Source organism: Desemzia sp. FAM 23990, assembly GCF_045528485.1.
Classification (GTDB): Bacteria; Bacillota; Bacilli; order Lactobacillales; family Carnobacteriaceae; genus Desemzia.
Map to the genome: position 1 here is coordinate 120,302 of NZ_JBGQQW010000005.1, position 13,229 is coordinate 133,530.

Sequence of the window (13,229 nt, forward strand, 5' to 3'; positions counted from 1 at the left end):
CAGCATGAACAAAACAGCATTACGAAAATTTGCAGTGCAGTCAAGGAAAAAATTGGTAGATGCCGTTAAACAAAAAGCTTATACATTCGGCATAACAGAAAAAGAGATAACGCCTATTCAAGAACTCCAAGATGGGTTGATTATTAATGGTACAGTTCTAGGAGAGATGGAACTAAAGCAATATACGCATCTAAAGAATCGTATTGTTTCAGAAGGCTACAATGCTGTGATGGAAGAAGCTGCTTACACTTGGTTCAACCGTTTTGTGGCGCTTCGATACATGGAGATAAATGATTTCTTACCGATTCACATGCGCATTCTATCTTCAGAACAACCTGGTAAAACAGAACCAGATGCACTGACCAACATTCTTGAATTGGCGGATGAATTAAAATTAAATCGTGAACGTATTTACCAATTGCAAGATGATAATAAAAACAATAATTTATATCAATATTTGTTGGTGAAGCAAAGCAATAAGTTAGGGGAAATCATCCCTAATGTGTTTGAACCTATTTCAGATGATATCGCCCTTCTTTTACCAGACTATTTATTAAATGAAAATAGCATTATCCGAGATGTCGTGACGATGATTGATGAAGAAGATTGGAAAAATGTCGAAATCGTAGGTTGGTTGTATCAGTTTTACATTTCAGAACAAAAAGATGAAGTCTTTTCTAACTTAAAAAAGAACCAAAAAATCGGCAAAGAAGATATCGGACCAGCTACTCAGTTATTCACCCCGCGTTGGATAGTGGAGTATATGGTAGATAACTCTTTAGGACGTTTGTGGTTAGAGTCTCATCCAGACAAAGATTTACAAACATCTCTTGAATATTATTTGGAAGATGCAGAACAAACAGAAGAAGTAAAAGCAGAATTAGATAGTTTAAAAGATCCAAACTTAGATGTAGAAGCCATCAAGTTTCTTGATCCAAGTTGTGGTTCGGGGCACATTTTGGTTTATGCTTTTGATTTGTTCTACAAATTGTATTTATCAAGAGGGTATTTGGAACGAGAAATCCCTCAATTGATTTTAGAAAATAACTTGTATGGTTTGGATATTGATAAAAGAGCTGCTCAATTGGCCTCCTTCGCTGTGGTTATGAAAGCTCGTGAATACGATCGTCGCTTATTCAGCCGAGAGTACACCGTTCATGTTCATAGTATTGAAGAAAGCAATAGTATCAGTGAAGAAGATATCCGCTTATTTGCTAGAGAGAATGAAGAGATACGTGAAGCCGCAGAACAATTAGTTGGGACTTTTAATGATGCTAAACTATATGGGTCTATTATTCAGGTTTCAGAAATAGATGTAGACAGCATTGAAAAACAAATGGGCTTTATTCGTAATGAAGCAGATTTAGATATTTTTACTACTGAATTGGTGGAGTATACATTTCCATTACTTGAAGACTTAATTCATCAATATAGAATACTTGCTAGACGATATGAGGTAGTTGTGACAAATCCACCATATCTAAATAATTATAATGCTGATTTGAAGAAGTACGTTAATGAGTACTATAAAGACTACTCTAAAGATTTATTTTCTATATTTATCTATCAAAATACTCAACTCTGTAAAGATAATGGTTATACAGCTTTCATGACTCCTATGGTATGGATGTTTATTAAGTCTTATGAAAGACTTCGGAACTTTATTATAGATAATAAAACTATTTCTAGTCTGGTCCACTTAGAATATTCGGCATTTGAAGAAGCAACCGTTCCTCTGTGTACTTTTGTTTTGAAAAATAAGGTAGCGAACACTAAAGGGAAATTTGTTCGTCTTACTGAGTTTAAGGGTGGTATGGAAATACAAGAAACAAAGTATTTAAGTGCTGTGAAAAATTCAAATGTAAAATATCTATACGAATTTAATCAGACTAACTTTAATAAAATACCTGGAAGTCCAATTATTTACTGGTTTGGAGAAAAGTTACTTAAAGCATTTGATGCTGATAAATTAGAAAAAAAATCTATTTCTGATGGCCAAACTAAAACAGGAAATAACGAGAAATTTTTAAGAAAGCTGTGGGAAGTGAAGGAGAATAAAGTTGGAAAGAATAAAAAGTGGGTATTTCATTCTAAAGGTGGAGGACAAAGAAAATGGTACGGTAATATTGATACGCTAATAGATTGGTCTGTAGAAGCACGAAATCATTATAGAAAAGACCATGTAGCTAGAATATCGCCAGAATATATATGGTTTAGAAAAGGGATAACTTGGAATTTAATATCAAGCAGTTCAAAATTTGCTGTAAGAATTCTTGAAGAAAATTCTACGTTTAACCTAGCTGGTCCTTCAATCTTTATTAAGAATGAGAATGACACAGAATATTATATTGCTTATTTAAATACTAAAGTAGCTGAAACGATTGTCAGAGCGGTAAATCCTACTCTTAATTGTAATATAGGTGATGTACTTAATATTCCAATTCCAGAAGTAGACACACAAACAAAAATGAGAGTTTCAGAAATAGCAAACGCTAATATTCAAATCTCTAGAGATGACTGGAATTCTTACGAAACTTCTTGGGATTTTGATGAACATCCCTTCTTGGTTAATAATGAGAAGTGCTTTCTACTTAAGGAAAATTATAGTAATTGGGAAAAAGTCACAAAAGATAGAGTTTATCATCTAAATGTTAATGAAGAAAAACTAAATCATATATTTATTGATGCCTATGAACTTCAAGATGAACTAACTCCAGAAGTAGAAGACAAAGACATAACAATCCGCAAAGCAGACAAAGAACGTGACGTAAAGAGTTTCTTATCTTACTTAGTTGGTTTAATGTTTGGACGTTATTCTTTAGATCAAAAAGGACTAGCATATGCTGGCGGAGAATGGGATAGTTCTACTTATACTCAATATCAACCAGATGCAGATAATATTCTTACGGTTACGGAAGAATCTATCTTTGAAGATGATATCGTTAGAAAAGTAGAAGAATTGGTTGCTTTGATTTATAGTGAAGAAACATTAGAAGAAAACTTATTGTTTATTGCGGAAGCTTTGAATAAAAAAGACAATGAAAGTTCAAGAGAACGTATTCGTCGCTATTTCCGCAAAGAGTTTTATAAAGATCACTTGCAAATTTATCAAAAACGTCCAATTTATTGGCAATTTACAAGTGGAAAACGAGGAGCATTTCAAGGTCTGATGTACTTGCATCGTTATGACCGTGACACGATAGCTCGTCTGCGGACTGACTATGTATTGAAAGAAAGCAAAGTCATAGATAATCTTATTACATTAGAGCAACATGTGATGGATGACGAATCCAGTTCTAAATCTCAAAAAGCACAAGCGCAAAAAGCGGTTGAAAACTATTTGAAAGATAAAGAAGAAATTATTCAATATGCAGAATTATTAGACCATGTTGCTAAACAACGGATTGAGTTGGATCTAGATGATGGCGTGAAAGTAAATTATGAGAAATTCCAGAATATTGAAGCTGTTCAAGATAAAACGGGTAAAGTAGTGAAACGGAATATTTTTGAAAAACTAAAATAGAAAGGAGGACGTATTTGATGTCAAAAGATATTGAACAACGGATCAAGAGTTATTTCCAGTCTCCTCTAAAAGAAGGGGAGCAGCGGAAGATTCTTTATCTATTTGATGAAGAACAGACTTATTTGGAGACGATCAATGAGTTGAGTAGAAAAACTGAACTATTCAAAGTGTTAGAAGTCTATCCAACGAATTATTTTTATGTCCAATATCAAATCGAGCGAAAATTGACAGATGATCATCTCTTTTTATATTATTCAATGCAAGAACCAGCTATCCAAGAGAATCCTTTGCTGGACATTTTGCTGTATAGCGAAGAATTAAAAGTGGACCAAGAAAGCCAACTTTATTTAACGATCGGCATCAATCCTGACGAAACTGAGTTGAAAGAAGTAGTCGAAGCTTATCCGGTATTCTTTCATTCAAAAGAAAGAATCCAGCGGTTTAAGCGTATCTTTCATTTAAGTCCATTTCGAACAAAAGAAGCGGTAGAATACAGTATATTGGCAGCTTTAGTAAGAGCGGCTGCCCCTGATTGGATGGCTGTTTTGATCGAGTTATTTGAGGAAGAAGTCGATAGTAAAGAGACCAAATGGGATGCTGTAGTGAAATTCGGTAATGAAGAGCGCTTCTGGGAGTTAGTCGAGAATCTTGTTGGTTATAGCCAAGAAACGAGCGTCTCAGGTCGGCGGTCTATTAAAGAGTTGGTGCACCAAGTGTTTTTGACTCATTTGGATATAGAGTTAGAAGGGGACAGTCCAAGCTCTGTGAAAAAATATTTGCTGCCGAAAGCTAACCCTATTATGGTCTTTTTAAACCAATGGATGAACGCGCGCGACAAGGAAGAGTCTTACGTAAAAGTGGCTAATGCGATTCAAGATGATTTTACGATGGATAAATTATTCGAAGGAACACCTAGCACTGTATTGGCTCAACCAGAGACTTTCCAGTGGTTTGACCAAGCCTTTATCCATCAAATGATTGCTTCTGTCAGCAGCGGCGTGATCGATACCGAACGGCAAGCTCATCTTCTTTCAAAAAGACGCAACACTTTTTGGTATCCACGTTTCAGAGACATGTATCATTTCTTACATTGGGCAATCCGTTTGGTACATTATATGGAGCAGTTTACAGAATCTTTTACACGATTAACACAGGCAGAAGAGGTATGGGATCATTACTACCAGCACATGTATCATGTTGATCAAGCTTATAGGAAACTGTATACCTATTACGATCAGTTAGACAACGAATGGAAAGAGGCTGCGTCTGAATTGCAATCGCAAATGGAACGAGTGTATACCCATCAATTTCTGTCTGTCTTTTCTGAAAAATGGGATCGGCTGTATACGAATAACCAGTCGTTTTCCAATCAAAAATTGCAAAGCACTTTCTTCTCCACAGAAGTACAACCATTTGTAGAAAATGATCGAAGAGTCTTTGTCATTATTTCAGACGGGTTAAGGTATGAAGCGGGTAAAGAGCTCTTCTTGAATTTGACGAAAGAAAAACGATTCAACGGAGAAATCGATTGGATCCAGACAGAGCTGCCTTCTATTACAGCAGTCGGAATGGCCAGCTTATTGCCACACAAGAAAGTTCAACTAATGGAAAATGGCGAAGCTTTGGTGGATGGCAAATCGACAAGCGGAATAGCAAATCGAGAAGCTATTCTTAAGGAAAATGGCCACCCAGACTCTATTGCAGTCCAAGCGGATCAATTGAACCAAATGAATCAAGCAGAACTGAGAAATCTAGTAGCAGGTAAAAAAGTTGTCTACATTTACCATAACCGAGTGGACGCTATTGGAGATCACCGACCAACTGAACATGGAGTTTTTCAAGCAACCGAAGAATCCATTGAACAAATCAAGCGTCTCATGAGTCGTTTGACTGTTGAAGTGAGCGCCAGTCAATTTTTAGTGACAGCAGACCACGGATATTTGTATACGAGAAGTTCAGTGCAACCGACTGAAAAAGTAGTCGTAGAAAAAGACATAGATGCTTGGATAAAAAATAAACGGTTTATCTTATCTGAAAAGTCCGTAGAAGAGTACAGCAGCTTGAGCTTTCAGTTATCTGAACGGTTAGAGACGGAGGGCTACGTTACGGTTCCAAGAGGCATGAATCGATTTGCGTTACAAGGCGGCGGCTACCAATACGTTCACGGAGGTCATTTGCCTCAAGAAATGATGGTCCCATTATTGCGTATCAAGACGGAGCGAGGACGGAATGAAATTCCAGAAGTTGGAGTAGCGTTAGTAAGCCAAACTCGTACCATTACCAATTCAGTTGTTTGGTTGAATTTCTTACAACTTGAACCAATCAGTGAAGCGAAAAAAGAAAAACGATTGAACTTGTACTTCGAAGACAGCAAAGGAAGAAAAATTTCCAATGAAGTCACACTGATCGCTGATAGCGAAAACGGGTCAAGCGAAGATCGTGTATTTAATGAAAAATTTGTGCTGCTAAGCAACAATTATCAAGTAAGCCAAACCTATTATTTTGTTATGGAAAATGCAAATGACAAAACAGAGATCACTAAAGAGATATTTAAAATTGATATTGTATAAAAGCAAAAAAGGTACGGCTCCTACTTTATTGGGAGACCGTGCCTTTTTGTAAGGTTCTTATTGTTCAATCAATTGATGAGTACTTTTATCTACAAAAGTAAGTTCTAAATTTAAAGAGTTTGCAATTTTAGCCACTGTTTCAATCGAAGGAGTATGAGCTAGTGTTTCAGCTCTGGCAATTTGTACTTGAGAAAGTTGGGCTTTTTCAGCCACGTCTTGCTGAGTCATATGTTTAGATATACGAATGCTCGCTAATGAAGCCATTAATTCTATTACATTTTTTTCATCTTCAGAGATGTTCTGAATATCCTTTTTTACTTCTGTCCATTTCATTTCAATCATTCCTTTTTCTTTTTATCCAATCATTGTATTCGCGTTTAGCCTGTTCAATTTCTTTTCGTGGAGTTTTTTGAGATTTTTTCCGAAATTGATGCAGTAAAATCAGTTGATTATTTTCTAAGATACCAAAAAAGACTCTATTAGGAACTGGACGAAGCTCCCATAATTTTCCATCGATTTGCTTGGAAATAGGTTCTCCTACAAATGGACCCTCATGTTCTAAACATTCAATTTGATAATAGAATTTTCTTAACATAGAAGAATTGAGTTTGGAAGGATGAGCATCTAAATATTGAATCCATTCTAGAATCTGGCTATTTCCATTACGATCTTCATAAATCTCAATTTCGTATTTTTTTATATAAGCTCCTATGATCTTTCTATAGAGTTATTTTATAACAAACATGTTATAAAAGCGATGATTTGCTATGTCTTAAGTCGGTAATTATTTATATTGAAAAGTGAAAGAGTACCAAAATCTACCGCATACAAAATCTGTATGTGTAAAATAGTTCTCGAGAGTTAATAATTTTACTGGAAAAAAAGAAAGAAGGCACTTTATCATAAATGTATGCTTTGCACGGCAAATACATAAATGAAGGAGGTCTTCTTATGAATAAGATTATATCAAAAGTTTATCAAATAATAGAGGATTCAAGCAACTTAATGGATACAGAGGTCTAGGACCGATTGAGAAATAAAAGCTTCAGTTTCCATTCTTTTTGGATGAAGAAATTTCGAGTTGAGTCGGCTTTTAGAATTGTGATTGTATCACTGAGAAAAAGAGTCTGAAAATAGAATGTGTGTTCTTGAATCTACAGGTCAATAGACGTATACTTAGAGCATATTTGCACAGTTGTTCGGAAAGGAGGGTGTTCAGGGTGTTTGAATTTTTAAACAAATTATTCGAAAAAAAGGAACTGACCGAACAACAAAAAGCGTCTATTATCGAATTAGTAGATAAGGACGACTCCTTTATCAATCCAAGAGATGTTGTAGTAGAAAAAAAACATTCTGGGAGGGCTGGTAAACAAGCATGGGTCAGTTCCATCACACCTTATATAAGGTTTAATGATGATTTTACCTATCAAGTAGAACAGGAAATTGTAGGATTATTTAATAGAGTGTGTGATGTTGTAGATGTGGAATTGAAAAAACGGCATCAAAATATCAAATACGTGACGGCTACTTATTACTACTCTCGGGAATCTGCTATTGACGAGATCTATCGGTTAGCTAGAAATGTAGTCGATTCTTTTTATAGACAAGAAGATAAAGAAGCGGCTAGTTTTATTTCTTTTATGCTGGAATCCATGCTATCTAGTGAGATTTGTTTCTTAGTGAGGAAAGAAATCGATGAATGCCGTGAAAGTCTTCCTTTTCCGGATGAAGAAACGAGAGAAGAATATAAATTAACCTCCTTTGGCACGAAAATCATTTGGTGGGATCCCTCAGGAGAGCTACGGAATAAACAGGCATTTGAGAGTACGCAAATGAACTGTTTCAATCGTGTAAACAAACGGGTCACTAAGTTTACGGAAGTTCCAGCCCTTATGACCCTTTGTTTGGAGAAGTACGCCGACTTGTTGCACATTGTGTTAGCTGATTTAGAAGATGAAACGATTAAGTGGAAAGTAAAGCCGAATAACTATTTCAGACAATTCTTTCGTTTGCCGTTATATGATGCTCGTATCTGGAGAGAGACAAACAGTCTGCCAACTAATCTCTATCTACTAGCTGAAAACAGCATTCGTAAAGAAATCGAAGGGTTTCGTTTGGCAGCAGATGAACAGAGCTGGCAAAGTCTGCAACAATATTTGCCGAAAAAAACGGTTCAGAAAATTCAAGCGTATCTAGATCCAAAAACGGAATTAAATTTTGATTACCCAACCATAATTAGTTTGAGAACCGTGTACAAGACCGCTTGGAATGAAGCAGCTAATTTTATTGTGGACGAACCCATAGAGAAAGTTCGTGTGAGTCTTGAGAACATAGCCAAAGATCCGGATTTGAAAAAGATAGCTACTAAGGTCATCAAGAACAGCGGCGATTCGGATAAGCAGATGCTGTTTATTTTCTTAATGGAAAAGAGAGCCATGCCATTATCAAAAGCCCAACAAAAACAGCGTGATGACTTCATCCACCCAACCCGACAAGAAGAGTATCAAGAGTTACTGGTTACTGAAGAGTTGGATTATGACAATGTGACGGTACTTTTGAAAAAACTAACGCAGCCGGCACGAAGGAAAATCAAGTTGAACAATGAATTGATTACTGCCTCCAATTCGGCACTGTACAACATCATTGATATGGTCGACGATTACCTGGACGAAAAAGAAATAGAGCCAGAAGTCCTCGTTCACAAGGAAATGCCAGTGGCAGAGGAATCAATGAAACCTGAAAATGTGGTGTCGGTCTCTGTTATAGAAGAGGCTGATGAACAAGAATTGGAACAAATGGAATTCTTGAACTATTTGGTGCAAAATAATGGAATTTCTTTAGAAGAGTTTAAACAGCAAGCAGCAAGAAAAGGTAAGCTATACCAAGCTTATCTGAATGAATTGAATGAGGTTTTATATGAAGTATTTGAGGATCAAGTGCTGATTATTGAAGAACAACAAGTCATTATTGAAGAAGATTTTATGGAAGAAATGAGGGAATGGATCAATGGTTGAAAAGAAACTGAGAAAGAAGGATGCCCAAGCCATTATTGACTCCTTGGAAGCAGGTGTTGTTCCTATCAAAGGAGTTCAGCACGTGTTGGTAGGGAGAAGCAATGAGGTCGAGGAAATCATCGCTACCTTACAGAAATTAGAAGACGGCAATAGTGATCTGCGTTTTTGGGTGGGCGATTTCGGTTCCGGGAAAAGCTTCGTTTTACGGACGATTGAATCGTTGGCATTGCAAAAGAATTTCGTGGTATCTACCCTTGATCTGACTCCGACACGTCGTTTTTATGATTCGTCAGGAAAAGCATTGGCGCTTTATAATGAAGTCGTCAATAAGATAACAATCAAGAATAACCGCAATGGGAATGCCATCGAAACAATTGTCCAACAATGGATCCAAGGACTGCTTGAGCAGATTGCTGCAGAAAATGAACTCAGTGTTCCTGCTTTACTTGAAAAGTCCAATTGGAAATTAGTGGAAAATGTCATTTTGAAGACAACGAATTCTTTCTACTCATCAGGGTTATCCTATGAATTTGGCCAAGCATTGATGAAATATTTTGAAGGAGTTGCAGAAGACAACGTCTCCCTTCAAATTGAAGCCATTCGATGGATTCGCGGAGACATCACGACCAAAACAGAAGCTTCTAAAGAACTGGGAATCAAAAACATCATTAATGATTCAAATTACCTTACCGCATTGAAAAATCTAGCAGAATTGTTTTTGAAAATTGGCTACAAAGGATTTGTCATCAATTTTGACGAATCAGTCAATTTGTACAAATTACCTCGTTCTCTGACACGCGAAAAAAATTATGAAATGATTCTTAATTTGTACAATGAAACCAAAACAAATGAAGCAAAAGGCTTATTCATCAATTTTGGGGCGACGAAAAACACGGTATATGATGAGCGCAGAGGATTGGCCAGTTATGGCGCGTTGAAAACTCGGTTTGGCAATGAATTGATGAAAAATAAAGCCTATGTCAATGTAAATAGTACCGTAATCGACTTGAAACCACTGACCCCTGAAGAGATTTTTATTTTATTGAAAAAGGTATTGGAAATATACAATGTCGCTAATCAAACCGCCTTAGTCGTGAAGGACAGCGATATTGAAGAATACATGGAAGCACAATTGAATAGACCTGGTGCTGAGGCGTTTTTGACACCACGTGCAGTCATTAAAGATTATATTGAAATTTTATCTTTGCTACGTCAAAACCAAGACTACTCGTTTAACCAGATTCTTGCTGAACGGTTTGGAAGCAAGACGGTTATGGTGGAGAAAGACGCGGATGACCATGATGAAATAGAGGTTTACTGATGCAAGCATTTGATAGATTAAACAGAGATATTCAGCACTATATATACGATAAAGGCTGGTCACAATTGACTAAGATACAAAGTGCGTCTATTAAACAAATCGCTCAAACGGATCATAACCTTATTTTATCTGCGCCGACAGCTTCCGGAAAAACAGAAGCGGCTTTTATTCCGGCACTAAACAGTGTGGAAAATTGGGATACTGGACTCAAGATATTGTACATCTCGCCATTAAAAGCCTTGATAAATGACCAATTCCAACGCATTAGTGAACTCTGTCAGTATCTGGATGTTCCGATTACCCGGTGGCACGGCGAAGCATCCCAAGCACAGAAAAGAAAAGTTGTTCAACACCCAAAAGGCATTCTACTGATTACGCCTGAATCGATTGAGGGTATGCTGGTGAATCGGCCTGGTGAAGCGCAGCATTTATTTGAAGGGGTCGAATGGATCATTATTGACGAGCTGCACAGTTTTCTGGGGACAGAACGGGGGATCCACCTTCAATCCCTGATACAGCGGATCAGTTTGTTTATGCAGAATCCGCGATTTATCGCAATGAGCGCAACTTTAAGCAAAATCGATTTTAGTTATGCGAAAGCTTTTTTTGGGAGCAAACGCGATACGGATATTCTTGTAGATCGGGACAAAAATGATTTGCTCGTTACCATAGACTACACCAGTGGTGAAGCAGGTCCATTTCTTTCAAGAGAATCCCTGGCCGCTATTTACCAGTATTCCAAAAACGAAACGATGCTAGTGTTTCCAAATTCGCGAAATAAGGTAGAAGAAATCACCCATAAATTGGAAAAGATGGCTACTAAAGAGAATCTCCCTATTCGATACTTTGCGCATCATTCATCAGTGGATAAAGTTTTGCGTGAAGAAGTCGAATTTTTTGCCAAAAACAATGAGCAGGATTTGTTTACCATTACGTGTACCTCGACATTAGAGTTGGGGATAGATATTGGATCAGTGGATAGCGTGGTACAGTACAGTTCGTCTCCTTCTACCTCTTCTCTCAGCCAACGACTAGGACGAAGCGGCCGTAGAACCCGGCAAAGCATCTTGCATATAGTCGAAGATGATCCCTGGGACATGCTTCAGACTTATTCGGCTCTGGATCTGCTAGAGAGAAAAGAAATGGATGCTACCGAAATGATTGAAATGCCGTACAATGCTTTGGCGCATCAAATGATGGCCATTTTGTTCCAAAAGACAAGTGTCCCTCTGGAATACTTAATGCAAATGAACAAAAATTTCCCGGTTTGGACAGAGATTTCAGATGCAGATTTAGCTGCCTTGATTGATTATATGGTGGAAAACGAGTTCATTGAAATTTTGGGTACAGAAGCTATTGTGGGCTTGGAAGGGGAGCAGTTGCTGGGATTCAGAGATTTCTACGCTATGTTTATGACAACCAGTGATTTTTCTGTTCATTACCAGCATGAGCGCATCGGTAGTCTACCGTTTACACCTGATATCCAAATTGACAGTAAAATTCTGTTGGCAGGTAGAGTCTGGAATGTAAAAGACATTGATATCAAAGCGAAGCGAGTTATGGTCGAAAAGACAACAGAAGGAAAAGCTCCTAAATTCGTTAGTGATGCAGGATTCGTTTCCAATGAAGTGCGGGAAAATATGGAAATGCTGTTAAAGAATGGGACATATTTAAGTTTGAACAACGAGAAAATCAATCAAGATTTTGAGTTTATGAAGAGTGAATTGTTCCATGATGACGGAAATTATTGGTATGAGGACAATCAAGCGAACATTGGTATCGTGACTTTTAAAGGGACTCGATTCAATATTGCCTTGTTGCTGCTCATCAAGAGTATTGCTGATGAAGGAGAAAAATACCAGTTGCAGGACAAGCATTCTTTGATTACTGGCCCCAATATGAAAGTTATGATGGAAAGACTGAATAAGAATGAAGGTTCCATAGATAGTGTAGTAACATACCTCAAGAAAAATGAGAAGGCTATCGAAGAATTAACTGTCCACCAAAAATTTATGCACTTAGTACCTAAAACATTGAAAATTAAATGGATTTTGAAGAACTTTTTTCGTTAAGAGTTGAAGGGAAAAGATAAGAAATATATCAACAATAGCCAAAGTGGATTCGTTAGTTTAGAGAATCCACTTTGGCTGTTGCTTTATCTTATTTGAAGTTTACTTTTTACTCAACATCAAAATGAGACTCATATTCGAGTAGCAAGGAATTAACTTTTTTCAACTACCTCGAGTTTGAATGAACTAATTCAGAATAACCTCTTAATGTAAAATATTCGGTGATAGAAACTAAAAACGAATGATAATCGTTTCTTTATGAAGTGGACAAAAAAACGGGAAGACCATTACTATACAATTATAGGTTTCAGTACCTAAATACAATCGTAAAGGATGGTCTTTCTTGTAAACTATTTTAACGGAAATGATTGACTAATTAGGTGTAGATTTGGCGTTACAAGGACTTGATCAAATGACTTATAGAATTTTTTCCTAGCTTATAGTGAGTGATAAACGAAATAAAAAAATTAAAGAAAATCTGCTCATTTTGCGTAAATTATTATAAAGGTAATGCTAGCTTCACTATATTAATGTCTACTGAATAATAAACTATGCTTATTCTGCTGCCTTTTACAACTAATGATTGATATAATAGATGCAAGGGTTTTTTATAGGATGTTAAACAAAACCTTGCACTTTTACTGAAATGAGGACAGAAACATGTATAAATCACAACCGTATTCACAAATCGCTTTCGAAGACTTCAACCAACCAATGGGACTAAAAATGAAC

Annotated in this window: 7 protein-coding genes; 5 read left to right on the forward strand and 2 right to left on the reverse strand. The window is 36.7% G+C overall.

Annotated elements, in window-relative coordinates; genetic code table 11:
• The first annotated feature begins 4 nt into the window (after nucleotides 1-4).
• A complete protein-coding gene (gene pglX, locus ACEN4I_RS03380; protein WP_407102125.1) occupies nucleotides 5-3,523 on the forward strand; it encodes a BREX-1 system adenine-specific DNA-methyltransferase PglX in 3,519 nt (1,172 codons plus the stop codon).
• A 17-nt stretch (nucleotides 3,524-3,540) separates the two neighbouring features.
• A complete protein-coding gene (gene pglZ, locus ACEN4I_RS03385; RefSeq protein WP_407102126.1) occupies nucleotides 3,541-6,093 on the forward strand; it encodes a BREX-1 system phosphatase PglZ type A in 2,553 nt (850 codons plus the stop codon).
• Nucleotides 6,094-6,150: 57 nt separating this feature from the next.
• Here the strand turns inward: pglZ and ACEN4I_RS03390 are convergent, their stop codons facing one another.
• Complete coding sequence (locus tag ACEN4I_RS03390) at nucleotides 6,151-6,426, reverse strand: helix-turn-helix transcriptional regulator (RefSeq protein ID WP_407102127.1); 276 nt, start codon at nucleotides 6,424-6,426, stop codon at nucleotides 6,151-6,153.
• A 1-nt stretch (nucleotide 6,427) separates the two neighbouring features.
• Nucleotides 6,428-6,808, reverse strand: a complete 381-nt coding sequence (locus ACEN4I_RS03395) for a type II toxin-antitoxin system RelE/ParE family toxin (protein WP_407102131.1) — start codon at nucleotides 6,806-6,808, stop codon at nucleotides 6,428-6,430.
• Between the two features lie 505 nt (nucleotides 6,809-7,313).
• On the opposite strand from ACEN4I_RS03395, the gene ACEN4I_RS03400 reads away from it, so the two are divergent.
• The 3 genes from ACEN4I_RS03400 to ACEN4I_RS03410 are packed head-to-tail and all read left to right on the forward strand — an operon-like array spanning nucleotide 7,314 to nucleotide 12,500.
• The gene (locus ACEN4I_RS03400) at nucleotides 7,314-9,107 is read left to right on the forward strand and encodes a tellurite resistance TerB C-terminal domain-containing protein (RefSeq protein ID WP_407096572.1); all 1,794 of its coding nucleotides are present in this window, start codon (nucleotides 7,314-7,316) and stop codon (nucleotides 9,105-9,107) included.
• Entirely contained in the window at nucleotides 9,100-10,428 is a 1,329-nt protein-coding gene (locus ACEN4I_RS03405) for an ATP-binding protein (protein WP_407102128.1), read from the forward strand. The genes ACEN4I_RS03400 and ACEN4I_RS03405 overlap by 8 nt, the downstream gene beginning before the upstream one ends.
• Nucleotides 10,428-12,500: a DEAD/DEAH box helicase gene (locus tag ACEN4I_RS03410; protein ID WP_407102130.1), complete on the forward strand. Its 2,073-nt coding sequence runs from the start codon at nucleotides 10,428-10,430 to the stop codon at nucleotides 12,498-12,500. Before ACEN4I_RS03405 ends, ACEN4I_RS03410 begins: the two co-directional genes overlap by 1 nt.
• The last annotated feature ends 729 nt before the right edge of the window (nucleotides 12,501-13,229 follow it).

What these genes read in the sequence shown, in the direction of transcription:
- ACEN4I_RS03405 (WP_407102128.1), top strand. Translation starts at nt 9,100, where the DNA reads ATGGTTGAAAAGAAACTGAGAAAGAAGGATGCCCAAGCCATTATTGAC.
- pglZ (WP_407102126.1), top strand. Translation starts at nt 3,541, where the DNA reads ATGTCAAAAGATATTGAACAACGGATCAAGAGTTATTTCCAGTCTCCT.
- ACEN4I_RS03390 (WP_407102127.1), bottom strand. Translation starts at nt 6,426, where the DNA reads ATGAAATGGACAGAAGTAAAAAAGGATATTCAGAACATCTCTGAAGAT.
- ACEN4I_RS03410 (WP_407102130.1), top strand. Translation starts at nt 10,428, where the DNA reads ATGCAAGCATTTGATAGATTAAACAGAGATATTCAGCACTATATATAC.
- pglX (WP_407102125.1), top strand. Translation starts at nt 5, where the DNA reads ATGAACAAAACAGCATTACGAAAATTTGCAGTGCAGTCAAGGAAAAAA.